At 70.8% G+C, this 24555-nt stretch carries 23 protein-coding genes; 15 read left to right on the top strand and 8 right to left on the bottom strand.

Translation table 11 applies throughout. The annotated features are described in order from the left end of the window. The first annotated feature begins 91 nt into the window (after positions 1-91). Both ACWCSU_RS26115 and ACWCSU_RS26110 read left to right on the top strand, forming a co-directional pair. Positions 92-697, top strand: a complete 606-nt coding sequence (locus ACWCSU_RS26115; protein ID WP_449938241.1) for an NADPH-dependent FMN reductase — start codon at positions 92-94, stop codon at positions 695-697. Between the two features lie 2 nt (positions 698-699). Further along, positions 700-1722: an aldo/keto reductase gene (locus ACWCSU_RS26110; protein ID WP_449938391.1), complete on the top strand. Its 1023-nt coding sequence runs from the start codon at positions 700-702 to the stop codon at positions 1720-1722. Positions 1723-2052: 330 nt separating this feature from the next. On the opposite strand, the gene ACWCSU_RS26105 is transcribed toward ACWCSU_RS26110, so the two are convergent. Genes ACWCSU_RS26105 through ACWCSU_RS26095 form a run of 3 tightly spaced genes read right to left on the bottom strand, consistent with a single transcriptional unit; the run spans position 2053 to position 6303 of the window. Further along, positions 2053-4791, bottom strand: coding sequence for a BREX system ATP-binding domain-containing protein (locus tag ACWCSU_RS26105; protein WP_449938239.1), 2739 nt, complete (start codon positions 4789-4791; stop codon positions 2053-2055). Between the two features lie 46 nt (positions 4792-4837). Further along, on the bottom strand, positions 4838-5470 hold the full coding sequence (locus tag ACWCSU_RS26100) for a VOC family protein (RefSeq protein WP_357705935.1): 633 nt from the start codon (positions 5468-5470) through the stop codon (positions 4838-4840). A 5-nt stretch (positions 5471-5475) separates the two neighbouring features. Continuing rightward, positions 5476-6303 carry an alpha/beta fold hydrolase gene (locus ACWCSU_RS26095; RefSeq protein ID WP_449938237.1) on the bottom strand — a complete coding sequence of 276 codons (828 nt, stop codon included), beginning with the start codon at positions 6301-6303 and terminating at the stop codon, positions 5476-5478. A gap of 181 nt (positions 6304-6484) precedes the next feature. Between ACWCSU_RS26095 and ACWCSU_RS26090 the strand changes: the two genes are divergently transcribed. The 3 genes from ACWCSU_RS26090 (at position 6485) to ACWCSU_RS26080 (ending at position 9467) form a co-directional block, all read left to right on the top strand. Then, positions 6485-7807: a dihydrolipoyl dehydrogenase family protein gene (locus ACWCSU_RS26090; protein ID WP_449938235.1), complete on the top strand. Its 1323-nt coding sequence runs from the start codon at positions 6485-6487 to the stop codon at positions 7805-7807. 192 nt (positions 7808-7999) lie between these two features. After that, positions 8000-8770, top strand: a complete 771-nt coding sequence (locus ACWCSU_RS26085; protein WP_449938232.1) for a transposase — start codon at positions 8000-8002, stop codon at positions 8768-8770. Between the two features lie 85 nt (positions 8771-8855). Further along, positions 8856-9467: a type 1 glutamine amidotransferase family protein gene (locus ACWCSU_RS26080; RefSeq protein WP_357705939.1), complete on the top strand. Its 612-nt coding sequence runs from the start codon at positions 8856-8858 to the stop codon at positions 9465-9467. Between the two features lie 3 nt (positions 9468-9470). Here the strand turns inward: ACWCSU_RS26080 and ACWCSU_RS26075 are convergent, their stop codons facing one another. The 4 genes from ACWCSU_RS26075 to ACWCSU_RS26060 form a co-directional block, all read right to left on the bottom strand. Beyond that, positions 9471-10295, bottom strand: coding sequence for an enoyl-CoA hydratase/isomerase family protein (locus ACWCSU_RS26075; RefSeq protein WP_449938228.1), 825 nt, complete (start codon positions 10293-10295; stop codon positions 9471-9473). A 74-nt stretch (positions 10296-10369) separates the two neighbouring features. Continuing rightward, positions 10370-10744 (bottom strand): hypothetical protein, encoded by a 375-nt coding sequence (locus ACWCSU_RS26070; RefSeq protein ID WP_449938225.1) that lies wholly within the window; start codon positions 10742-10744, stop codon positions 10370-10372. A 133-nt stretch (positions 10745-10877) separates the two neighbouring features. After that, entirely contained in the window at positions 10878-13646 is a 2769-nt protein-coding gene (locus ACWCSU_RS26065) for an AAA family ATPase (RefSeq protein ID WP_449938223.1), read from the bottom strand. Positions 13647-13698: 52 nt separating this feature from the next. Continuing rightward, a complete protein-coding gene (locus ACWCSU_RS26060) occupies positions 13699-14133 on the bottom strand; it encodes a DUF3237 domain-containing protein (RefSeq protein ID WP_449938221.1) in 435 nt (144 codons plus the stop codon). A 232-nt stretch (positions 14134-14365) separates the two neighbouring features. Here ACWCSU_RS26060 and ACWCSU_RS26055 point away from each other — a divergent pair, with 232 nt between their 5' ends. Next, entirely contained in the window at positions 14366-14521 is a 156-nt protein-coding gene (locus ACWCSU_RS26055) for a hypothetical protein (RefSeq protein ID WP_449938219.1), read from the top strand. Beyond that, positions 14461-15552 carry an SDR family NAD(P)-dependent oxidoreductase gene (locus tag ACWCSU_RS26050; protein WP_449938216.1) on the top strand — a complete coding sequence of 364 codons (1092 nt, stop codon included), beginning with the start codon at positions 14461-14463 and terminating at the stop codon, positions 15550-15552. The genes ACWCSU_RS26055 and ACWCSU_RS26050 overlap by 61 nt, the downstream gene beginning before the upstream one ends. A 6-nt stretch (positions 15553-15558) precedes the next feature. On the opposite strand, the gene ACWCSU_RS26045 is transcribed toward ACWCSU_RS26050, so the two are convergent. Then, positions 15559-16464 (bottom strand): NmrA family NAD(P)-binding protein, encoded by a 906-nt coding sequence (locus ACWCSU_RS26045; RefSeq protein ID WP_449938214.1) that lies wholly within the window; start codon positions 16462-16464, stop codon positions 15559-15561. 1034 nt (positions 16465-17498) lie between these two features. Between ACWCSU_RS26045 and ACWCSU_RS26040 the strand changes: the two genes are divergently transcribed. The 8 genes from ACWCSU_RS26040 to ACWCSU_RS26005 all read left to right on the top strand — a co-directional run bounded on the left by ACWCSU_RS26040 (position 17499) and on the right by ACWCSU_RS26005 (position 24540). Beyond that, complete coding sequence (locus tag ACWCSU_RS26040; protein ID WP_449938211.1) at positions 17499-17807, top strand: TetR-like C-terminal domain-containing protein; 309 nt, start codon at positions 17499-17501, stop codon at positions 17805-17807. A 461-nt stretch (positions 17808-18268) separates the two neighbouring features. Beyond that, complete coding sequence (locus ACWCSU_RS26035; RefSeq protein WP_449938208.1) at positions 18269-18508, top strand: hypothetical protein; 240 nt, start codon at positions 18269-18271, stop codon at positions 18506-18508. 46 nt (positions 18509-18554) lie between these two features. Next, a complete protein-coding gene (locus ACWCSU_RS26030; protein ID WP_185845188.1) occupies positions 18555-18713 on the top strand; it encodes a hypothetical protein in 159 nt (52 codons plus the stop codon). Positions 18714-18731: 18 nt separating this feature from the next. Then, positions 18732-21200, top strand: coding sequence for a hypothetical protein (locus ACWCSU_RS26025; protein WP_449938205.1), 2469 nt, complete (start codon positions 18732-18734; stop codon positions 21198-21200). Further along, entirely contained in the window at positions 21193-22158 is a 966-nt protein-coding gene (locus tag ACWCSU_RS26020; protein ID WP_449938204.1) for a lantibiotic dehydratase C-terminal domain-containing protein, read from the top strand. Before ACWCSU_RS26025 ends, ACWCSU_RS26020 begins: the two co-directional genes overlap by 8 nt. Continuing rightward, complete coding sequence (locus ACWCSU_RS26015; RefSeq protein ID WP_449938202.1) at positions 22155-23237, top strand: thiopeptide maturation pyridine synthase; 1083 nt, start codon at positions 22155-22157, stop codon at positions 23235-23237. Before ACWCSU_RS26020 ends, ACWCSU_RS26015 begins: the two co-directional genes overlap by 4 nt. Before the next feature lie 470 nt (positions 23238-23707). Continuing rightward, positions 23708-23887, top strand: a complete 180-nt coding sequence (locus ACWCSU_RS26010) for a hypothetical protein (protein ID WP_364103991.1) — start codon at positions 23708-23710, stop codon at positions 23885-23887. Between the two features lie 278 nt (positions 23888-24165). After that, positions 24166-24540 carry a hypothetical protein gene (locus ACWCSU_RS26005; protein ID WP_364103988.1) on the top strand — a complete coding sequence of 125 codons (375 nt, stop codon included), beginning with the start codon at positions 24166-24168 and terminating at the stop codon, positions 24538-24540. Positions 24541-24555 lie beyond the last annotated feature (15 nt).

The raw sequence follows: 24555 nt of genomic DNA, 5'->3' as shown, positions 1-24555 counted from the left end.
CAATTTTGCATTGATCGTTTTACTTTTTGCCATGCACGTTGTACTTTACCTGACGTCGCATCCAGGCGGCACCTTGTGAGGAGACCCACGCATGATCAAGATCGCCATTGTCATCGGCAGCACCCGTCCGCGCCGCCGGACCGCCGTAGCGGCCCGCTGGGTCGCCGATGTCGCCGCCCATCGCCCCGCCGTCACCGCGGGAGAGGCCGCCTTCGAGGTCGTCGACCTGGCCGAATACGGCCTGTCGCTACTGGATGAGCCGCTGCCCGCCCTGTTCGGCGACTACCACCATCCGCACACCAACCGGTGGGCCGAGACCATCGCCTCCTTCGACGGGTTCGTGTTCGTCACCCCCGAGTACAACCACTCGGCCCCGGCCGCGCTGAAGAACGCCATCGACTTCCTGTTCGCCGAGTGGAACAACAAGGCCGCCGGGTTCGTCAGCCACGGCGTCCACGGCGGCGTGCGCGCCGTGGAACATCTGCGGCAGATCATGACCGAACTCCAGGTCGCCAACGTGCGCACCCAGGTCGCGCTGTCGGCCTTCACTGATTTCGAGATCACCGATGCGGCCGAGCCCGGCACCATCGCCCCCGGCCCGCACCAGGAGCCGACCCTGAACGAGTTGCTCGACGAGGTCATCGCCTGGTCCCGAGCGCTGCAGCCGCTGCGCCAGGAAAAGGCGGTGGGCGCATGAGCATGCGATACCGGCTGCTTGGCCGTACCGGACTGCGGGTCTCGGAGGTCTTCCTCGGCGCGATGACCTTCGGCGAGGAAGAGCTCGGCGCCTCGCCCCAGGAGGCCCGCCGCATCCTGGACCTGTACGGCGAGGCCGGCGGCAACCTCATCGACACCGCGAACTTCTACTCGGGCGGGCGCAGCGAGACCATCCTCGGCGAACTGCTGACCGGCCGCCGCGACCGGTTCGTCCTGGCCAGCAAGTACACCGTCTCACGCGACGGCAGTGATCCCAACGCCGCGGGCAGTCACCGCAAGAACCTCACCCTGTCCCTGGAAGCCAGCCTGCGGCGGCTGCGTAACGACTATCTCGACCTGTACTGGGTCCATCTGTGGGACCGGCACACCCCGATCCAGGAGACCATGCGGGCGCTGGACGACGCCGTCCGCGCCGGGAAGATCCTCCATATCGGCATGTCCGACGCGCCTGCCTGGGTTATCGCGCAGGCCAACACCCTGGCCGAGTGGCGCGGCTGGACCCCGTTCGCGGCCCTGCAGGCTCCTTACAGCCTGCTCAACCGGGACATCGAACGCGAACTGCTGCCCATGGCCCAGACGCTCGACCTGACGGTCGCCGCCTGGGGACCGCTTGCCCACGGCGTCCTGTCGGGCAAGTTCACCTCCGCCGGCGGGCCGCAAGCCGGCACCCGGGTCAGCCCGCGCTCCCTCGGAGCCCGCGAGCACGCCGTCGCCCAGGCGGTGCGAGAGGTCGCAGACGAGATCGGCGCCACCTCCGCGCAGGTGGCCATCGCCTGGACCCGGGCGCGATCAGCCGCCGTGCACCCGATCCTGGGCGCCAGAAGCGCAGCGCAACTCCAAGACACCCTCGGCGCCCTGGACCTCACCCTGCCCGACCACGCCGTACGACGCCTGGAGGCGGCCACCGACTTCACCCTCGGCTTTCCCGGCGACTTCCTCGCCCAGACCGACCAGGCGGTGTTCGGCGAGGCCTCGGCCAGGCTCGATGGAAGACCCCTGCCATGAGCGAAGAACGCGGGCCCGCGGCCGCCGCCCATCGGCGTCCGGGCCGTCCTGGAGCGCAATGTGACGATCTTCTGGAAGGTCTGCGTGCCGGTCCGGCCGGGTCGGCGCGAGGTCGTCCAGGTCGCCGACTCCTGCTTGGCAAGCGCATGCGGAGGTCAGGCGCAGTTGCCTGACCTCCAGCTCGCCGGATGGACTGCGCCGGGTCCGCCGCACACTGGCCGCGGATCTGGGCCGTCCAGGGGTGCGAGACCGCCGAACATAGAGTCTGTGCCGGCCTCCACACCCAGTTCCTCCGAGCGGTTGGGGTGCGGCTCTGGGCTGGTCACTGTGTCAGCGTCTGGGCGGGTGGATCGGGGTGTCGCGAAGCTCCTTGCGGGAGGTGACGCCCAGTTTGGCGAAAACCTTGCGCAGGTGCCACTCGACGGTGCGGGCGCTGAGATAGAGCTCGGCGCCGATCTCCGCGTTCGTACGGCCGTCCTGGGCGAGGCGGGCGATGTGCTCCTCCTGCGGTGTCAGGTCGTCCACGGTGTCGGCGGTGCGTTTGCGGACCTTCTCGCCGGTGGCCAGGAGTTCGTGGCGGGCGCGTTCGGCGAAGCCGTCGGCGCGCATGTCGACGAACGCCTCGAACGCCGGCTTCAGGTGGTGGCGGGCGTCGATGCGGCGGCGCTCGCGGCGCAGCCACTCGCCGTACAGCAGCTGTGTCCTGGCCAGCTCGAAGGAGAGCCGGGTACGGCTGAGCCGTTCGACGGCCTCGGCGTAGTACCGGTCGGCCTCGTCCGCGTGGCTGACGAGGGCTCGTGAACGGACCTCCAGGCCACGCGCCCAGTTCTGGTCGGCGTTCTCCGTGAAGGCCGTGAGGCGGGCGAGCGCGGTGTGCGCGAGCGCGGCCTCGCCGCTGCGCGCGGCGGCTTCGACCAGGTCGGGAAGGGCTTGGGCGGTGAAGGGGCCGAGGTTGCCGCTCGCGGCTCGTACGGCGGCGGCCATCGCCTCGGCGTAGTGCCCGAGTCCCAGGTGCAGCAGAGCGGTGGCCCGGTCGGTGAAGTAGAGACCGAGCCCTTCACCGCGTTCGGTGGCCTCTCTGGCCGCCTCCACGATGAGCGGCAGTGCCTGGTCCGCGTGCCCCTGGTAGGCGAGCAGGAACAACTCACCGTAGGAAGCCCGGCGCGTGCCGGTGACGTGCTTGACGGTCGACTCCTCCAAGCCCAGCTCCCGGGCCTGCCGCAGGTCGCCGCGCCACAGCGCGATGACCCGCCGTACGTTGAGCGCGTTGGCGAGCGGCGCGAGCGCGCCGTCGGCGCGGGCGAGTTCGATGTGCCGGGCGTTGGCCGCCTCCCAGCGCTCGTAGTCCCAGAGCGTCAGGGCCGCGTTGGCGACCAGCACGCCGCAGTCCAGCCACAGGGTGGCCGGTACGTCGTGGTCGAGGAAGCCCATGACCGCTTCGCGCAACGGCGGACGACTCGCCGAAGGCCCGTCGGTGATGAGGGCCGCCAGGCCGTCCAGCAAGTGATCGGCCGCGCTCTCGGCTCCAGGCGGCGCCTGGCGGGCGGCGGCGCAGACGGCGGCCAGGTCGCTGCCGGGGTGGGCGAGGCCACCCGCGACGAGGGCCGCGCTCCACGCGTCGAGGTAGGTGCGCCGGGCGAGCCGGGCGTCCAGGGGTTCGAGCCGCCTGGCGGCCCGAAGCAGTACGGCGGGCGCTTGCCTGCCGGAATGGGCGGCTCGGTCGGTGCGGCCGCGGATCAGGTCGATCCTGGCGCTTTGCAGGTCGTCGGCGGGCAGGCCTTCGGCTCGGGCGAGCAGGCCGAGCGCGGCGGAGAAGGCTCCCGCGTCAAGGCTGGCCTGTGCGGCGGCCAGCGTGCGCTCGACCTGGAGCCAGGGGGCGGTGGTGAGTTCTGCCGCGCAGCGCAGCAGGGCAGCTGCGGCGGCCATCCCGCCGCGAGTGCGGGCGTCCTGCGCGGCTTCGGCGAGGTCGGTGGCGAGCGGGTCGTCGGGGGCTTCAGCCGCCGCCGCCAAGTGCCACAGCCGTCGCTGCCGGTCGGTCTCACGGTCCAGGGCGGCGGCGAGCGCCTGGTGCGCGGCCCGTCGTTCCCCTGCGGTGCCGGCGGCGTAGGCGGCCGAGCGGATCAGCGGGTGCCGGAACAGGACGCCGCTTCCGATCTCGACGAGCTGAGCCTCCTGCGCCGGGGCCACCGCGTGTGGTCCGAGGCCGAGTTCGTGGGCGACGCGCCAGAGCAGGGTGGCGTCGCCGGTCGGGTCGGCGGCGGCGAGCAGGAGCAGGAGGCGGGCCGGTTCCGGCAGCGCATGGATGCGGCGCTCGTAGCGGTCCTGGAGGGCGTCGGCGCCGGTGGCCGGGAGGGCGAAGCCGCCGAGGAGTTCTGCCCGGCCGCTGCGGGACAGTTCCAGCAGGGCCAGGGGGTTGCCGCGGGTCTCGGCCACGATGCGGTCGAGCACGCGGCTGTCCAGCCGTCCAGGAGTGGCCGCGGCCAGTAGCTCACGCGCGTCGGCTTCAGCCAGGCCGTCCACGGTCAGGGAAGGCAGCCCGGCCAGCAGCGTGTCCTGGTTCGGCTCTCTGACGGCGAAGACCAGAAGCACCGCCTCGCCGAGCAGTCGCCTGGCGACGAAGCCGAGCACCTGCCTGGAGGCGGCGTCGAGCCACTGGGCGTCGTCGACGAGGCAGACGAGCGGCTGCTCGGTGGCCGCCTCGGCGAGCAGCCCCAGCACCGCGAGACCGAGAACCATCCGGTCGGGGACTGCTCCGGCCGCGTATCCGAAGGTCACCTTCAGCGCCTGCCGCTGCGGCTCCGGAAGGGTGGAGGAGGCGGCGAGCATCGGGGCGCAGAGCTGGTGGAGTGCGGCGAATGGCAGCTCAAGCTCGGACTCGACGCCGGTGAGCCGGACGATCCTGCAGTGGTCGGCCTGGCTTTCGAGGTGGTGCAGCAGCGTGGTCTTGCCCGTGCCCGCCTCGCCGCGCAGGACCAGCGCGGCGCTCTGGCCCTGTCTGACCCGGCGCAGCGCCTGATCCAGCTGTTCGCGTTCGGTTCGGCGTCCGTGAAGGATCGGCGCTGCTGCCACACCCCGAGTCTAGGGATCATTTCGCCCGGCTGGCATGGGCCTGTCCTCATCGAGGCAGCGGGCCGCCGTGCTGCTCGGCGACGAGGTAGGCCGCGTACCAGTCCGGCCAGTTCTCGTCGAAGGCGCCGCCGTTGCGCGCCTCATGCTCGCCGTGTGCGGTCGCGGCCCTCCCGAGCGCGCCGGCCAGGTCATGCTCCGTCGTGTAGGTGGTGGCGTCGCCCTCCATCCGTCCGGGCAGGCGGGTGGTGACTTCCTGGATCAGGTAGGCGTTGCCGTCCAGATCGTGGAAGGTCGCGAAGGAGCCGTAGCTGGCCTGCTCTGGCGCCGGTCCGTCGGCCTGGCCGCCGGGGACCTGGCCGAACTGGGCGCCGGGCGCGTCCGGGTGGAAGACCTCGCTGACGTCGGCGCCGAGGGCCACGAGCTGTTCGCGGGCGGCGGCGATGTCGGAGACGACCAGGTAGACGCCTTCGGCGGTGCCGGGCTTCTGGCCGGTGATCAGAGTGCCGAACTGGATGGAGGCGGGCGATCCCGGCGGGGTGACCTGGACGACGCGGAAGCCGTTGTCGAAGGCGAAGTCGGCGTCCAGCCGCCAGCCCAGGTCCTGGTAGAACTTCTTGGAACGGTCGACGTCGGATACGGGGATGACGACGGCTTCGACCTTGAGGTCCGTCTGCTTCATGATGTTCACCTTCCGGTTTCCGTGGGCTGGTGGCGGTCCCACCAGTCCAGGACGAGGGAGGCGTAGGCCTTCGGGGCTTCCTCCCAGGCGAAGTGCCCGGCGTCGACGACGTCGAGCGTGCTGTTGGGCAGCCGGGTGGCGAGAAACTCGCCGTGGGCGCGCGGGACGACCGGGTCCTTCGAGGGGGCGATGATCCGGACCGGGGTGCGGATGGCCGGGAGCAGCGGTTCGAGGGCGTCGAGCTCGGTCGGGTAGGTGCGGACGTACTGCATCGATTCGGCGAAGCGGAGCCCGGCGTAGGAGGCGGTGTAGTCCTCGCGCACGTGCTCGGGCAGCGGCGTGGCCGGGTAGATGTTGTCCAGGGTCATTCGCATGATCTCGGGGGCGTTGCGCTCGTACCAGGTCAGGTCGGGGTCACGGACCCAGGCGGCGAGCGGTTCGCCGATCTCCAGGCTTGCGGAGGCGGCTCCGCCGCCGATGACGAGGCTGTGGAAGCGCTCGGGCCGGCTGGCCGCCGCGAACAGCGAGGCGCTGGTGCCCACGTCCGGCCCGACGACGTGAGTCTGGTCGAGCCCGAGGGCGTCCATGAGCCGGAGCATGAAGGCGCCGGTGGCGCGTGGGGTAAGGACGTCCGGGCGACCCTGCGAACGGCCGAACCCGGGCAGGTCGACGGCGACCAGGTGGACGCCGCCCGCCAGTTCCTCCCACATCGGCTCGAAGGCGTACAGGCTCTCAGGCCATGGGCTGAGGAGCAGCGCGTGGGGACCGCCCGGCTCAGTCTCGGCGTAGCGGACGGTGAGCCCGTCCACGGCGATGGTCTTGGTGGTGATCATGTCTTCCTCCTTCATGAACGCCCTCAGCTTCGTCCGGGCGGCGCTCCCGTCGCACCAGGGACGAGCCCTGGCCTACGGCCCAGGGGCGAACACGGGTGCGACGCGACGGGGAGGTACTGCATGGTCATAGGACAAGACGGACCCACAGGAAAGGGACAAGGTCATGGAGTGCGATGTCGTAGTGATCGGCTTGGGCCCCGGCGGCGAGCACGTGGCCGGGAGCCTGGCCAAGGCCGGTCTGTCGGTCGTCGGCGTGGACGAGCGCTTAGTGGGTGGCGAATGCCCGTACTTCGGGTGCGTTCCCAGCAAGATGATGATCGCCGCGGCCGACAAGCTCCGCACGGCCCGGCACGCCAAGACGGCGAGCGTCCACCCCGACTGGAGACCGGTCGCCGACCGCATCCGCGACGAGGCCACCGACGACTGGAACGACCAGGTCGCCGTCGACCGGCTGGTCGCCGCCGGGGCCGTCTTCGCGCGCGGCCGTGGCCGTATCACCGGGCCCCGTACGGTCACCGTCACCGCGGCCGACGGGTCGACGACGTCCTACACGGCCCGGCGCGGCATCGTGCTCAACACCGGCACCTCGCCGTCCGCGCCGCCGATCCCGGGCCTGGCCGGCACCCCGTACTGGACCAACAGGGACGTCGTCCGGCTCACCGAACTGCCCGCCTCCCTGGCCGTTCTCGGCGGCGGCGCGATCGGCAGCGAACTCGCCCAGGCCCTGGCCGCCTTCGGAGTCGAGGTGACGGTGATCGAGGCCTCCGATCGGCTGCTCGCCGTGGAGGAGCCCGAGGCGTCCGCCGTGGTCGCGGCGGCCTTCGCCGCCGACCGCATCACCGTGCGTACGTCGGCGCGAGCCGAACGCGTCGAGCACGACGGCGACCGCTTCAGCATCCACCTCGACGATGACGTGGTCATCGCGGAACGCCTGCTGGTCGCCGCCGGCCGACGCAACAATCTGAGCGATCTCGGCCTGGAGCACGTCGGGCTGGACCCGCAGGCCCGCGTCCTGGACCCCGACGAGCGGATGCGCGTCGCCGACGGCGTCTGGGCCATCGGCGACATCACCGGCAAGGGCGCCTTCACGCACATGTCGATGTACCAGGCCGACCTCGTCATCCGCGACTTGACCGGTGCCGCCGGCCCTTGGGCGGACTACCGGGCCGTCGGCCGTGTCACCTTCACCGCGCCCGAGGTCGGCTCCGTCGGCCTCACCGAGGCGGCGGCCCGCGAACGCGGCGTCGACGTCAGGACGGCGACCGGCGACCTGGGCACGCGCGGCTGGATCGCCGGCGAGAGCGGCCCGGTCAAACTCGTGGCCGACGTGGAGCGGGGTGTGCTGATCGGCGGGACCGTCGTCGGCAGCATGGGTGGCGAGGTGTTATCCGCCCTCGTTGCCGTGATCCACGCGCAGGTCCCGATCGCGACGCTGGCGGAGATGCACTTCGCGTACCCGACCTTCCACCGCGCCCTCCAGCCGGTGTTGCGCGCCCTGCTGTGAGAGAGCTCGATGAACGGTGGATCTCCAGGTCGGCCGAGTGACCGGAGCTCCGCCGGACGTTCGCAGGCAACATGAATGCCTGCCCGTATCCGGCCTCCCTCGCCGAACGTGGCGATCTGAGATCAGCTGAGAGAGCGGGCGGCGTTCTGGATGATGCGGGTGCCCAAGGATGACTGACTGATCATCGGGGACGTGAGAGGCGGTGGTCTCGTACCCGTGGGCTTGGCATGCCGGCTGCGGCCGGACGCGCACACCTCGCCGGAGCGGATCTTGTGCCACACCCATGGGCGGGGTAAGGACCAGCACATCATGATCCCTGGCTGGCCGTACTCGTTCGTGGTGGCGTTGGAGACGGGCCACGGCTCGTGGACGGCACCGCTGGATGCGCTCCGGCTGGCGCCGGGAGATGATCTGGCCGCAGTGATCGCCGCCCAGCTGCGCGAGGTGCTCGAGCGGCTCATGGCTGCCGGGCATTGGCAGTGCGGTGACCCCGACCTCCTGATCGTGGCCGATGCGGGTCATGACGGACCGCGCTTGGCATGGTTGTTGCGTGATCTGCCCATCCAGATCCCGGCCAGGATGCGTTCGGATCGGGTGCTGCGCTGGTCGGCCCCAGCGCGGGTGCCGGGGACCAACGGCCGGCTGCCGCGTCATGGGGGCGAGTTCGTCTTCGGTGACCTGGGCAGTTGGGACGAGCCTGACGTGGCCACCGAAGCTGAAACCCGCCTGTATGGGCGCGCCACCGCCTGGTCTTGGGATCGGCTGCACCCGCGGTTGACCCGCCGTGCGGCCTGGGTCGATTCGGCTGAGCTGCCGACGATCGAGGGCACCGTGATCCTTCTGGAGGTGGACCATCTGCCCAGCGGGGCGGTTCCGAAGCCGGTGTGGTCACGGACGGCGAAGTCGCGGTCGTCACCTGCGGGGCTCAAGGACTCCAGCTCGATCCAACATCTGCCCCGATAGAGCAAAGGCCATAGATGGGTGATGATGTCAGGATGGCGCGCGCCAACCTGGCCGCAGCTGTCGGGTCTGATTTCGGGGAGTCGTCATGCGGGTAGCGGTGGTCACCTTCGACGGGTTCAACGAGCTGGACAGTTTCATCGCCTCGGCGCTGATCAACCGGTGCCGGCCCGACGGGCTGGAAGCGTTCATCACCACGCCGACGCCCGTCGTCACGTCGATGAACGGCGTTCCGGTGACCGGGCAGCGGCCGATCGAGTTCGTGACCGAGGCCGAGGTCGTGCTCATCGGGAGCGGGGTGAAGACCCGCGACGTGGTCGCCGACGATCGGCTGCTGTCCATGCTGCCGCTCGATCCCGGAAGGCAGCTCATCGGATCGCAGTGTTCCGGGGCGCTGGTGCTGGCGCGCCTGGGGTTGCTGGGCGGTATGCCGGTCTGCACTGACCGGACGAGTCGGCCGTTCGTCGAAGCGGAGAATGTCACGGTCCTGGATGTGCCCTTCCATGCCCAGGGAAACATCGCGACGGCTGGTGGGTGCCTTGCGTCGCAGTACCTTGCCACGTGGGTGATCACCCGCACACTCGGTGAGTCGGCGGCCCGTGCCGTGCTCGACTATGTCGCGCCGGTCGGAGAGAACGACGAGACGGTCGAGCGTGCTCTCGGGGTCGTCCACAGAGGAAGCGGGCTCACGTTGCGTTGATCTTCACAGGTCGCCGAGGCGGTCGCCCAGGTTGAGTTCGAGTGGCCCCCGCGTCTGCAGTCCCTGGGCGAAGAGGGTCTTCACCCTGGTTTGGGTGGCTTCTGCCGTGACCAAGTCTCGGAAGCGGATCGCGTCCGCGCGGAAGGCGTCGGCTGCGGGCAGGGTCAGCTCGTTGAGGACCCGCTTGGCCGTACGGACCCCCTCGGCGGGGAACGACGCGATCCGCCGGGCGAGGCGGGCCACGAAGGCGTCCAGTTCGGCGTCGGGAACCGCCCGGTTGATCCAGCCGTACCGCTCTGCCGTACGGGCGTCGAAGTCCTCGGATCCGAGGATCACCTCCATGGCCCGCCCTCTTCCCAGCAGCCGGGTGAGGTGCTGCATGCCGCCTGCGCCGGGAGGGGCGCCGGTGCCGACCTCGATCTGCCCGAGGACGGCGTTCTCCAGGGCGGCGAAGCGCATGTCGCAGGCCAGCGCCAGTTCGCTGCCTGCCCCGCGGGCCCGGCCGCGGATCTTCGCGATGGTCGCGACCGGCAGCTCGCTGAGCCGATGCCACAGCATCGCCAGGGAGGCGTCGCCGGGGCCGCCCGCCTTGGCCGCCTCGGAGGTGTAGTCGGCGACCTTGGTCAGGTCGACGTGGGGGACGAAGTACTCGGGGTCGGCGCTCTCCAGGATCACGACCCGGACATCCTGCGCCGTTGCCAGCCGGCCAACCAGGTTCACCAGGTCGCGCACCAGCTCAGGTCCGATCAGGTTCATCGGCGGCGCGTCCATCACCACACCCAGTACGCCCTCGTCCGCCCGCGTGAGGTGCAGAGTCCGATACGTCATGCTTGTTCCCCCTCTCGAGGGCATCAACGTCGCCGTGGAGTACAGCAGGGCCGTACTCCACGGCGTCTTCGTGTTCAGTCGAATTTGACGTGGTCGGTCTTGTCGTCCATGTAGTCGAGGTTGGTGACCCAGCTGCCGGCGGGGATGCTCAGGCCGCCGTTGTAGATCGAGTCGGCCAGTTGGACATGCTCGCTTCCGTACCAGCCCCAGCTTCTGACCGAGGAGATCTTCCTGCTGGCGTAGGCCGGAAGGGGCTGCCATCCGGTGCCCACCTGGACCTCGAAGCAGTCGCCGTCGAAGTTGTACCCGGTGAAGAGCTGCGCGTAGCCGGCGTAGCCGTAGTGGTAGCAGTTGCCCTGCGCCAGGGCGCTGGGCGACGTGGCGACGAGCGCGGCGCCGGTGGCCAGGGCGGCGAACAGGATGGTGATGCTTCTGCGCTTGGCGGTCATGTCTTCTCCCGCGGTGGCCTGTGGGGGCCGCTCGTTCAGGCGACCCCGGGGGTGACATGTTCACGATCGCCTGCGATCGTGACGCCTCGCGCCCGTAACAGTCCCTGGCCTTACCCTGGTCCCCCCGGGGTGGTCAGACCGCTGAGGGATTCCCGTTGGTCTGAAGCGCTCGCGTGAGTTCCTTGCGTGAGGTGATGTCGAGCTTGGTGAAAACCTTGCGCAGGTGCCATTCGACGGTGCGGTGACTGACGAACAGGCGGGCGGCGATCTCCGGGTTGGTGTGCCCGTCGCCGGCCAGCCGCGCGATCTGCGCCTCCTGAGGGGTGAGCCGGACGCTCGGGCCCGTGGATCGCTTGTGCACCGTTTCGCCGGTCGCCAGCAGTTCGCGTTCAGCACGGCTGGCGAAGGCCTGCGCGCCCATGGCGTCGAAGGCGTGGAAAGCGGCTTTGAGCTGGGCTCGTGCGTCGACCCTGCGGTTCTGTCTGCGCAGCCACTCCCCGTAGATCAGCTGCGCTCTGGCGTGGTGGACGGCGACGCGGGATCGGGCCAGGTGCTCGATGGCCTCCCGGTACAGCTCCTCAGCCTCGCCGTCCTCGCTCAGCAGTGCTCGGGAACGGGTTTCGATGCCGCGCGCCCAGGGCGTGTCGCTGGTCGCCGAACGTTCCTCCAGGCGCTGGAAGGCCTCGTGTGCCGTGGCCGCGTCGCCGGAGCGGACGGCGGCCTCGATCAGTTCGGGGAGCACCCACACGGTGAAGCCGATCCCGTCCGGTTCGGCGGCCCGGTGCGCGGCGTCGGCGGCCGCGCCGTACTCGCCATGGCCCAGATGCAGAGTCGCGGCGGCCCACTCCACCGCCTCCACGACGAAACCCTCGCCGCGGTCGGTCGCCTCGGCGATGATCTGATCGCGCATGCCGAGGGTTCGTTCCCGGTCCCCTCGCCAGGCGGCGAGCAGGATGGAGAAGTCGGCGACGGCGACGTTGCGCGTCGCCTGGGTGATCGAGTCGGCTTCCTGGATCAGTTGCTGGGCCAGGTCGAAGCGGCCTGCGAACAATTGGTGGGCGGCGGAGTAGTTCAGCGCGAACGGCAGGACCGTGAGCATGCCGCTCGCACGGGCCGCCTCGGCCAGGCCGCCGGCCATCGCGGCGCAGGCGTCGTCGTCCCACACGTCCATGGCCAGCTGGCAGGCCAGCCAGCACCAGGCGATGTTGTCGCGGTGAAAGCCCTCGCGCTGGAAGGTCGCGATCGCCCGCCTGACCGACGGCAGCACCTGGACGTACTCGCGGGTGGCCCGGGTGACGAGCACGTCGAGGAACTGGTCGACGGCCCGTACGGGATGATCAGCGACCGGCGCCAGCGCGGCGGCCGCGGCCGTCAGCACGCCCTCAGGCTTGGCGAACCTGCCGCTGCGCATCAGCGCCCACATGGCCTCAAGATGCGTCTCGCGGGCCAGCTCGGGATCGACTCCTTCGAGCTGCCTGGCCGCCGTGCTGAGCAGGGCAGGGGTGTCGCTGCCCCGGGTGCGGGCGAAGGCGATGTGGGCGCGCACGCGCTCCAGCCGCGCCTGGTCGGCGGCGTCGAGCGGGGCCAGCGCGGCCAGGGCGAGCAGGGCTTCGGCCGCGCCGAGAGCGCCGGAGTCGAGTTGGGCCTGGGCCGCGGCCAGAGCCCGCGTGCCGCGCCGTGCCGGGTCGGGTGTCAGCTCGGCCGCTCGCTGCAGGAACGCTGCCGCCGCCTCGGCGCCCGCCCTGGCGTGCGCGCGGGTGGCGCGCTCCTCCAGTTCGGCGGCGACGTCCTCGTCCGGTGCCGCTGTGGCGTGGGCGCGATGCCAGGCGCGGCGGTCCGGGTCGGCTTCGGGGTCGGTGGCCCTGGCCAGCGCCGCGTGCCCGCGGCGTCGTACCTCCGGCGGCGCGGCCCGGTAGGCGGCGGTCCTGACCAGGGGGTGGCGGAAGACGACCCGTGGGCCGACATGGATCAGGCCCCGCGTCTCGGCGGGCTCGGCGGCGTCGAGGGCGATGCCCAGGTGTTCCAGCGCACGCATCAGCAGCAGCATGTCGCCGACCGGCTCGGCGGCGGCGGTGAACAGCAGCAGGCGGGTGTCGCCGGGCAGCGCCTCGATGCGCCGTACGAAGCCGTGCTCGATGCGCCCGGACAGCATGCGGTCATCGGGCAGCCCGAACCCGCCGGCCAGTTCGGCCGGTGTCATCGCGGCAGGCAGTTCCAGCAGGGCCAGGGGGTTGCCGCGCGTCTCGGCCACGATCCGGTCGCGCACCTGCCCGTCCAGCCCGCCCGGGACGACCGAGCTCAGTAACCGGCGGGCGTCGTCATCGCCAAGGCCGCTCACGGGCAGGGTGGGGAGCCCGTCGAGCTCGGTGTCATCGCCCGGCTCACGTATGGAGAACAACATCGCCATGCGCTCGGCCGCCAGGCGTCTGGCGACGAAGGCGAGGACCTGGGTCGAGATCGAATCCAGCCACTGAGCGTCGTCGACCATGACCAGCAAAGGACGCTGGTCGGCCAGCTCGCTCAGTATGCCGAGGACGGCCAGGCCGACCAGGAACCGGTCGGCGGCGGGCCCGCCTCGCAGTCCCAGCGTTATCTGGAGCGCGTCTCGTTGCGGGCTCGGCAGGCGCCGGGCCCCCTCGATAAGCGACGATCCGAGGAGCTGCTGCAGGCCGGCGCCCATCAGCTCCGATTCCGACTCCACTCCGGCCACCCGGGCCAGGCGGAAGGCCGGGGCACGGGCGGCTCCGTAGTCCAGCAATGCCGTCTTGCCCACGCCCGTCGCGCCACGCACGACCAGCACCGATCCGTGTCCGTCGCGAGCGCGATCGAGCAGCTCGTCGATGGCGGCGCACTCGTCTTGGCGGCCGAGCAGTTGCGGTCCGGTCACAGCGCGGTCGGTCATGACAGCAGTATGAGCTTGTGGCCGCGGCGGCGATCTAGCGCGGTGGAGCGGCTTATGACACCAGATAAGTCTCAGCGGTCATACGTTCGCCGCGGCGGGCCGCGACGGTGACGAACACGCTCCGGTTGACCCAGCGCAGATGCGGGGCGGCGGCTTCCAGCAGCGTGGTGGCGCGGATCAGGGATTCGCCGGCCGGGTCGCCGTAGCTGACGGTGCGCGAGCGCATCTGAAGCAGGTGCCCGAGGTCGGTGCGCAGCGTGCATCGCAGCTCGCCCAGGATCGTGCCGTCCGCGAGCATGATCTGCCGGTCGACGCCGGCCTCGGGCAACAGGTTGCCGTTGAGCTCGGGACCGGTGAACCGGCCGCCGGTCAGCGGCACGATCAAGCGCCTGCCGCGTCCGGCATCGCCGAGATCGAGTGCGGCGCCAAGCACGAGGTACAGGCGAAGCACCTGCGTGAGAGCCGGGCCGGGCAGTTCATTGATCATTCATTCAGCCTGACGCGCCGGGTCGCCGGCTCGCGCCCGTGTAACCCACTGGTGCTGCCTACTCGGTCGACCGCCTCGCCTCTGCGGGGCGCGACGGGGCTGAGGAATGCGGACGAGAGCCGTGTTGCGGGCCGGGCGATGCGTTGGGCTGATTCTGTTCTCACAAATGGTCACGTCACGGTGGTCAGCTGATGCCGCTGACCAGGGCGTCGGGGGCGGCGTCGTCTCCGTCATGGCGGACGTCCGCGGCGTGCCGGCGACGGTGGGTCTCTCACTCGCTGTGCTGCTCGACCTGCCCGTCCTGGCACTGATCGGACCGCTGAGGGCATGGCTGCCGAGCGCCCTGACCGACGCGTCCCGGGCTCTGCTGAACGGCAGCCACGACTGAACGGCGGCCACGACTGGACGGCGGCAGCCACGGGGATCGCCGCGCTCACGGCGGGCCTGCTGGCCCTGGCCTGCAACCGCGCGGGACGCCCCGGGTTTTTCCGGGCGGGTGGGGGCCGACAACCGGGGCCTCGACAGGGATCGGCGCGGCGTCCGCCCGCGAGCCGGCCCGCCGAGGATTCCACGTCCTGGCCGGCGTCCGCCGAGAGCAGGACGCCGACACGCTCCGCGGCCCCTGGCGTCGAGCCGGTCATCCTTGACATCACCCAGCCCGAGCACATCGCCGACTTGGCCTCGCGTGTCGATTCACGGCCGGGCGTGCTGCGGGCGTTGGTCAACAACGCCGGCATCTCGGTCAACGCCCCGGTCGAGACCCTGCCGTTGGAGGAGTGGCGCCGGCTGTTCGAGGTCAACCTGTTCGGGCAGGTCGCCGTCACCCAGGCCCTGCTGTCCGCTCTGCTGCGTCACTCCGGCCGGGTGGTCAACGTCAGCTCGGTCGGCGGGAAGATCGCCATGGCCACTTACGGGCCCTACGCGGGCACGAAGTTCGCCCTGGAGACGGTCAGCGACGCTCTGCGCCGAGAGCTAGCGCCGCTGGGCGTGCGGGTGGTGGTCGTCGAGCCCGGCGGGATCCGTACGGAGATGGCCGACCGGGGCATCGCCACCACACGTCGGCTGGCCCAGGCCATGTCGCCGGACCAGCGGGATCGCTACGGCTCGCTGGTCCAGGCGGTCACCGCCCAGACTGCCGCGTTCACCACCAGCGGCAAGTCCGCCGCCGATGCCGCCCGAGTGATCGCCAAAGCCGTCATCGCCGGGAAGCTTCGCACGCGCTACACCATCGGTCGCGACGCTGCCCTGCTCACCATCCTGTCGCGGGTGCTGCCGGACCGCATGCTCGACCGCATCTGCCTTCGCCCGCCCCCTTGGCGATGGGTGACAAGCCTCGTGTGGAATTTCCAGGAGCCTGAACGTGAGGACATGCCAGTAGTCGACGGCGTCCCAGACAAGCACGGGTCGGGATGTGACTGAGACGGTTCAGCCCAGGTAGAAGTCCCGGTGAGCGGCCACGAAGGCCTCGATCGTCCCGGCCGGCACGCTGGTCACCCGTTCGACGTCGTCGGAGGCGCGATCGTAGCGGTTCTCGCGGTGCAGCCGGGCCATGGTGGCGATGTGCTCCTCGGTGTGCGGCGGCAGGCCCGCCTCGGCAAGCACCCCGGCCCGCCATCGGTCCAGGGGCACGTCCAGGTAGGACACGGTACGGCCCAAGGCCCGCGAGAACTCCTCGGCCATCTCCGTCATGTCGACCGTGCGCGGCCCGGTCAGCTCGTAGGCCTGCCCCACGTGCGGAACCGGATCGCGAAGCACGGTGGCGACCACCCGGGCGACGTCGTCCACGGCGATCGGTGACGTGCGCCCGGTGCCGAACGGCAGCTCGATCGTGCCGTTCGCCCGGATCGATCGTGCCGCCAGGGTGGTGAACAGCGGATTGTCCAGGAACGCCGTCGGCCGGATGTGTACCACCGGCAGGCCGGACCAGTCGAACACCTGCTCCGCCAGCCAGTGCAGCCGCTGCTGGTGCGACTCGGCAGTGCTGGTGGCGGTCATCTGCGACACCGTCATCTGCGACATGTCGACCAAGCCCGCCAACCCCCCGTACTCCTTCGCCACGGTGGCCACCACGGTCGCCGCCAGCAGGTGGTCCGGCGACACGGGCATCGCGAAGTACATCCGCCCGGCTCCTTCCAGCGCGGCGGCGACGGTCTCCGGCCGGGTCAGATCGCCCACGACCACCTCCGCGCCCCGCGCACGCAGGTCCGCGGCACGATCACCGTCCCGGCGAACCATTACGCGCACCGGCACGTCCTGCGCGCGCAACTGGTCCAGGACCGTGCGGCCCACGCCGCCGGCCCCGGCGATGAGAACAAGGTTGCTGACGGCCATCGGTCGATCTCTTTCTGGTAGGTGACCATCTCCGCGAAGGTGCGATCGCGCGGCATATGGGTGTGACGGAATCGCGCAACGTGATTCCACGGCAGGTGTACCCCGCTTGAGTCGGATGAGCCAGGAGGGCGGAGAGGCGGCGCGCTCCCGCGGCGGCCCTGTCTCGCCGTGCGCAGAATCCCTGTGCGAGACCACCTTCGTCGAGCTCGCCTCGGCCGCACCCAACTCCAGCTCCCCGAGCCGGCGCGCGCTGTCCCAGGTTCGCAGTCTCTAGTGGTGCATCCGCTGGCGGTGGGCGGTTCAGCTCGTCGCTCCCAGGCGCAGGCGGACCTGGACGAGCAGGTCGTGGGGAAGGGGGCGTAGCCGTACAGGGCCAGGTAGGACTGGCCGGCGTCGCTCGAGGTGTAGTCGAGAAGGTGCGTATCAGCGAGTCCCGGCTCCCCGCGCAGATGATCTCGTAGGTGACTTGGACGATCGGGTAGGCGCCGGGTACCGGTCGCAGGTGGTCGAATGTCAGTACCAGATCGCCTTCGCGGCCCGCGACCGTGGCGCCTTGGAGGGCTTTGCCGGCGCTGTCCGGTGACAGGGGGAGGTACTGCCCTGCGGCATTGTGAACGAGCGCGGTGCTCAGGCCGTGTCAGCCTTGCCATGGCACAAGGCTACGAACTGGTCGGATCCGGGCGCACGATCTCGTGATCAAGCCTTCGGATGCGGCTGGTCATCTTGCCGCCAAGCCGACTGGCGGTGCCGCGCGCCTTCGGGGGGCGGGCGGAGGCGGACAGTCCTCGGCTCGATGGCCGACGGAGGCCTCGGTCGCAACGACGCAGTCCCATCGGTCAGATGACAGCGTCAACGGTAGAGTGATCGGCGTGATCAGCCGCGGGGCGCCGTACCGGCATTTTCCCCGACAAGGACAGCCTGCTGACCACCATCGCGGCTGAGGCCCTGGACCGCCTCGCGAACCAGGTGCAGGACGTGCGCGCCGATCCAAGCCTGCCCCCGGCCGGCAAGCTCACCACGCCCTGTCCACGCTGATGACGATCGGCCGCCGTCACCCCCACCTGTACCGGCTGATGTTCGCCACCCCGACCGGCGACCCGGCCGCAATCCACGCGGCAACCCGCGCGGCCGATCGAGTCATGAACGAGTTCCTCGCCATCGTCGGCGACCTGACCGGCGCACAGCACGCCCGTCACTTTGCCGCACTGCTGCTGACCAGCGCACATGGGATCGCCGACCTGGAAGTCAGCGGGCACCTGGCCGCTGACAAGTGGCAGACCACCGCCGAGGAGCTCATCTCCACCCTGGTGTCCATGATCGGCCGGCAGGCTCGCGAAGAGTAGCCGGGCGGCGGATGGCAGGGCCCTTGCTCTTGCCTGCCTGTGGTGTCGCTGCCATCTGCGAGGTCAGGCGGGCCTGGCGGTCACGGGGCGGCCCAACATCCCTAGGTCGGAGCCGTCGGTCGTGCCGGTCGCGGTGACGTTGTCGTAGTTGGCGAATCCTGTGCGTGTTCTCGCCTCGTGCCTGGCCGGCGCCAGGTTGCAGGTGACCGGGAGTCGCGCCCGGCGCCATGCTGCGGCGGGGGATGATGTTCCAGCCGGTCCACGTCCGGTACCGGAATGCATGCCAACAAGCCGTCGGAGGTGGTCGCAGTAATGGCGCGGCCCCAGACACGGAACGTGCCGGCGTCCGGTACGTCTGACGGCAGCGTCCCGTCGGCGGGGTCGGCCGGGCCGCATCGGCCCGGTGGCCGTGCTGGACTCGATCTCGGTGCATCGGGTGACCGGGCTACCTGGGGGAGTGCGTGACCTACAAGGCCCACGCCCTTGGCGTTCGAGCCGTTCCGCACGTCGTATCGAGCGGCTGCGGCTCGGTAGCGGGCAGGACTGCGGTGTTTCTCGTTCCAGAGTGGGCCGCCGTCGCCACGGCTGCGTCGTTCGATTTCATCGTTGAGCAGGCGACTACAGCGACATTTATCCGCAATTTCCAGGCCGTCCGATATATGGCGAAACGTGGACGTGTGCCGTTTTCCGTGATCTCTTGACAGAGTGTCGGGGCGCGAACGGCGCCCGTTCGGAAACGGAGGCAGCATGGATCTGCACGAAGAAGCCCTTGACCTGGACGCGCTGGACGTCGCCACTGTGGAGCTTCCCGGCTCCGAGGTGCTCGTCGAGGCCGTGGCCATGGGCCTGGGCAACACCGAGATCGGTGCGTCGGGATGCACCTCGGGCAAGAGCTGGCTGATCTAGAAGAGCAGCGGAATCCGCATGGCGATCCGGCGTCGGCGCCCGGACATCGTGGTGGTCAGGGTCGCCGCCCTGCCCGCGGCCGTTCTTGACGATCTGCGGTGCGGCCGTACCTGGCAGACCGTCCAGGAGATTCTCAAGGAGCAGGCCGGGCTGGCGGCGGAAGGGCGCGAGCTGGCGCTCGCCCTGGAGCCGTGCATCGCGGACGTCCCTTCGGGGCGGGCGAGGTCCCGCCTGGTCGCCCTCCGCCGGGCGCTGTACAACGGACGCCGTCCTGCGGCGTTCGCCGGCTCGGCCGAGCTTCCGGCCGAGCTGGACCGGCGGGTCCGGCGGTGGCTGGAGACGTCGCGAGAGAACGAGCGGCTGCGGGCCGCGCTGCCCGCACTCCTGAAGGAGGAACGCCAGGACAGGCACCGCAACCTTCGTAAATGGGCCTCGGCCGACGTCTTCACCCACGGCCTGGTCCAGGCCAGCCCGTCGCTGGCCGAGGCGCTGCGGCGCTGGCTCGACTCGCCCATCGCCACGCCGTCCCGGCGGCTGGACCTGCGGCTGAGCCGGTACCTCTCGCGGGTGGCGGCCAAGACGAGCCCGTACTCGACGTTCACCATGATGGGGCTCGGACGCTGGGATCCCGGGCCGGAACCGGTCACCGCGACCGGCGAGGGGAACTGGCGCGTCGCGGCCGAGCCCGACCTGTGGCTGCTGCGCAGGCTGCTCGGCGACCTTGCCGCGACCGACGACGACCTCGTGGCCCGCTTCCTGGTCAGGCCCAACGCCAGCCTGACCGGGGAAGACGACCGCCTGTGGTACCTCAGCCGTACCGAGGACGCCTACCGGAGCGTCCGGGCCACGCCGCCGCTGCGCAGGCTCCTGAACTCGCTGACCGACGGGACCACGCTCGGCGAGGCGCGGCGGCTCGTCCCGCCCGACACGCTCGCCCGGCTGATCGAGCTGGAGGTGCTGGAGAGGTTCGCGCCGGTCGCCGATCAGTCCGCCGCCCATCTCGCCGACCTGGCCCGCGGGCTGGCGCCGCGTCCCGCCGCCGACGCGCTCACCGCGTTCGCGCGGGTGGTGGCCCGCGCTCCCGGCGCGGCGGGGCTGTCCGGGCAGCTGGCCCTCCAGGACGAGGCCCGCACCGCGCTGCGCCGCCTGGCCCCGCCCGGCACGCGCCTCCCGGACAAGAACCTCTTCCGCGACAACGCCGTCTTCGTCGCACCCGCCGTGCGCCTGGGGGAGGGGGCCTGGCGGGCGGTGCTGGACGACCTTCACCTGCTCCGCGAGCTGCTGGGGGTCTTCCAGCGCGACAACGAGATCCGGCTGCTGGCCGCCGACCTCTTCGTACGGGCGTCCGGCGCCGGGGCGCAGGTCCCGTTCGTCCGGTTCCACCGGACGCTGGCCGCGCAGCTCGCCACCCCCGAGGGCCAGGCGCTGCACAGTCTGCTCCATCGCGGCGGCGCGGCGGCGGAGAGTGTGAGCACACTGCCCGCGGCGGTCGAGTTGCGGCGGTTCCGCGACCGTACGCTGAGCGTGTTGCACGAGCAGCCGGAGATGCTGGCCGACTGGCTGTCCGGGCGGCCGGGCAGCGCCCGGCCGGTGCGCTCGCTGGCGTGCTACGTGCAGGTTCTACCGGGGGACGGGCCCGTGCGGCTGGTGCTCAACAGCGTGGCAGCCGGTCATGGCGCCGCGCGCAGCCGGGTCCACCGGCTCCTGACGGTCGCGGGTCTCACGGACGAGCCGAATCCCGCCGAACCCGAGAACGGCGGGCTTCCGGTCGAGATGACCGGGTTGTTCGGTCACAACGTCAACCTGCGCTCGGCCACGACCGTCCACGAGCTGAGCTATCCGGGCGCGGTCTCCGACCGGCCGCCCGGCGCGCGCCTCACGCTGGGCGAGCTGGCCGTCCGCCACGATCCCGCCGCAGGGGAGCTGGAGCTGGTACGCGCCGCCGACGGCCGCCGCGTCCTGCCCCGCCACACGGGCCTGATCGCCACGCCGTTCCTGCCGCGTACGGCCCGGCTGCTGCTGCACCTGTTCGGCGACCAGCCCAACGTCGCGGTGCCGACCTGGGCGTTGTTCGCCGAGCCGCCACGTCAGCCGCCTGAAGCGGTCGTGAGCAGGTCCAGGGTGTGGCTGGGCCAGGTCGTCGTGGCCCGCGCCACCTGGTACGCGGCCACGACCGACGTCCCTCGACGCCGGCCCGGCGAGCCCGAGACCGAGCACCTGCTGGCGCTGGCCCGCTGGTTCGCCGCGTCCGGCATCCCGCCCCGCTGCTTCGTCTTCTCCCTGGACCCGGGCACGTGGGGACAGGACCCCATGCGTACGGCACGGCTGGCCAAACCGACCTTCCTGGACTTGGCCGACCCCTCCCTGGTCGCCGCCTTCGACCGGCAGCTCGGCGACAGCGGCACCTGTACGGCATTCCAGGAGGTGCTGCCCGAGCCGGGCGACGGCCACGTCACGGAGTACGTGGTGGAGGTGGGCGATGGCTGAGCCGTGGATCTCACTGCACGCCTTCCATCAGGGCGGCACCGACCGGCTGATCGTCCAGGCGGTCGGCGGGCTGGTTCGCGAGCTCGCCGCCGACGGCCTGCTGACGGGCTACTTCTTCCTGCGCTACTGGGAGGGCGGGCCGCATCTGCGGCTGCGGCTCCTGCCGTCCGCCCGCCCGCAGGAGGTGGCCGAGCGTGCCACGGCTGCGCTGGAACGGCACCTCGCCGCCCACCCCTCGCCGGCCTCCTGGGACCCCGGCCGGTACGCCGCCACGGCCGAACGGTACGCCAGAGCCGAGCACCTCCTCCACTACGACCGGCGGGTACGCGCCCGCGACGGCGTGGAGGCCATCGCGTACCGCCCCGAGTACGGCACGTACGGCGGGCCGGAGGCGGTCGAGGCCGCCGAGCGGCACTTCCACGATTCCAGCCGCATCGCGCTCGCCCTGCTGGAGGGCGAGATCGGGCCCGGACGCCGGGCCGGGTTCGCCGCCTTCGCCCTGATGCTCGCCCTGGCCGCCTGGGAACCGGACCCCGCCCGCCTCGCCCGTACGCTTTCCACCACCCGCGACCGCCGCTGCGCCCCTGGAGAACCGTCCGACCAGCCGGGGCCTTCCGATGGGCAGCGGGCCGCGCTCGCCGCGCAGCTCCTGCGCAGCCACCGCATCGCCGGCGGCGAGGAACACCCCCGCGCCGGCGATCCGCTCGGCGCCTGGTGGCGCTCGATCGACACCCTTCGTCATCGCGTCCTGGACCTCCAGGCCACCGGCCGATTCAATCCGGAACCCGCACAATCCACCTTCGTCCCCTCCGGTGTCACCCGGCCGCGCGGCGACCTGCTGGTCCTCCTCCTGCGCTGCGTCCACCTGCTGTGCAACCGGCTCGGCCTGCCGGGCGGGCACGAGTCGCACCTGCGTCACCTCGTCGGCACCACCTACCGCGAACTGGAGCACCGGTGAACGACCTCACGACCCCCTGGCACAGCATCCAGGTCCGCTACTACCAGGCCGACCAGGACGGGCTGATCCTCGACGCCGTGCGACCGCTGCTGGAGGAACTGGGGGAGCGGGTGCGGCGACCGCACTTCGTACGTCATTGGCGGCGCGGGCCGCACCTGCGACTCAACCTCCAGGCCCCCGCCGACGCCTGGCACTCGGACATCCTGCCGCTGGCCACCGACCGGCTCGGCCGCTACCTGCGCGAACACCCTTCTCGGGCGGTTCTGGACGAGGCCGCGCTGGAGCAGGCCCACCGGGCGCTCGCCGTCCGGGAGAGCGACCACGGACCGCTGCGGCCGTGGCATCCGGATAACACGCTCCAGACCGAACCGTACGAGGACCGCCTGCACGTGCTCGGCAGCCGTACCCTGCGGGACCTGCTCGACTCCTACCATGCCGAGAGCAGCCGGATGGCGTTCGGGACGCTGGCCGCCATCCGCCGGGGAGAGCTGTCACTCTTCCAGCTCAGCCTCGACCTGATGATCGCCTTCGCGCACACCAGCGTGCCGCCGATCTCGCGCGGGTACATGTCCTTCCGCTCCCACGCCGACGCCTTCGCCTCCTACTGCGTGGACCGCGACGGCGTGCGCGCCGGCTTCGAGGCCAAGTACCGCGAGCAGGAGCGGCAGCTCCGCGCCCTGGTGCGCCGCCGGGTGGCCGAGGTGGACGAGGGCCGCACCCCTGCGCACGTCCGTGAATGGCTCGACTACGTCGAGCGCAGGAAGGCGATCGCCGCACCCCTCATCCGCGAAAGGAAGATCGACCTCGACGCCGCCGCGCCCGAACCCGAGATGCGCCAGCTCCACACCATCGACTTCCACGAGATCCTGCTGGCCACCGGACGGTACAAGAACGAGGTGCTCGGCTCCGACTGGTTCCTCGGTCACCGGCTGGCCATCAACATGCTCTACGGCCACCTGGCCAGACTCGGGCTCGCACCACTCCAGCGCTACCTGTTCTGCCACCTGATCGCGGCAGCGGTCGAGGCCGAGTACGGCGTCTCACCCGTGGAGAAGGCCACGGCCTGGGCGCGAGCCTGATATCGCCGGCGGCTCAGGACTTCGCGAACGTCATCGCGCAGCGGCCGTCGACGACGCCCTGATCCGGGCCGATCGACGAGCCCGCTGCCGACGAACGGTGGTCACAGGGTGGCGTCCGACAGCACTCAGCCGGGAACCGGGGTCCAGGGAGCCGCGCAGCACGACCTCGTGACGCAGTCCGCCGTATCGGACGCCTGCAGGAACCCGCGATGGCCGCCGCACGGTCGAATGGGACCTGCGCGTGGTGTTCATCAAGCTGGCCATCACCTTGCGCAAGGAACCGGCGCGAGCGCTGCGGGCCATCGGGCCCGCGACGGTACGACAGTCGCCCGACCGACCGGCCTCGGGGCGGCCAGGGTAGGGCCAGGGACTACCACGGGCGCGAAGCGAGCCGACCGCGCGCGATCGTGAAGACATCAGCCCCCAGCGACCCGGACGAGCGAGCCCGGTGGCTACGGAAAGGAGCAGAGATGTCCGACCAGGCCACCTCCACCGGGGACAAGCAGGCCGCGACTGTCACGACCGCTTCCCGGCCCATCCGCACCGCCACCGGCACCGGCGCGCAGGGCAACTACCACCAGACGGTGACCACTTCGAAGCGCAGCCGACCGACGGCGTCGAGTCCCGCTGAGTCCACGCCGGAGACCTGACCACTTCAGCTCTGCAGCGTAGGCGCCCGAAGCGGCGCTCCCATGACGTTCCGGCACTGTTCCGCTCGGATCCGGCGCGAAGGAACGCTCCGGATCGGCTCTAAGCCCTCCCTTTCGAGGTTGCCCAGAGTATCCAATCATTCACTGGAAGTGATGCAGGTGTCGGCGGATGGTGCATAGAGGCCCGATCCACTCAGGGTTCGATGACAAGCCCGTCCTCGACCACGCCCGAACAGCCTCCGTCAAGGGGCGGAGGAAAGAACCGAGGAGGAGTTCTCATGCAAGGTTTCCGTAAGGCCCTGATCGCGACCGCTACGAGCCTGGTCCTGGGCATCGGGATCATTGGCGTCGCGGCCGGCCCCGCTGCCGCCGCCACCGGCACGTGGAAGCTGTGCGACGACTGGAACATGTGGGAGATCACCCGCGCCTGCCTGACCGGCACCAACACCAACCCGCCCAGGGTGCCCGACCTGCGCGCCTGGGCCTACAACGACGCCATCTCCTCCATCAAGACCAACTCGGTCGCCATCGAGGCCTGGACGAACGTCAACTTCCAGGGCACCTACGGCTACTTCGCGCCGAACTCCGTCTGGAACGCGCTGGACTACCCCTACGACAACTCCATCAGCTCGATCTCCTACCCCGGAGCCTGACCTGTCCCCGCCCGG

Source organism: Nonomuraea sp. NPDC001699 (assembly GCF_053596455.1).
The sequence above is the reverse complement of the archived record's forward strand: the minus strand, read 5'-3'. Positions and strand labels throughout refer to the sequence as shown.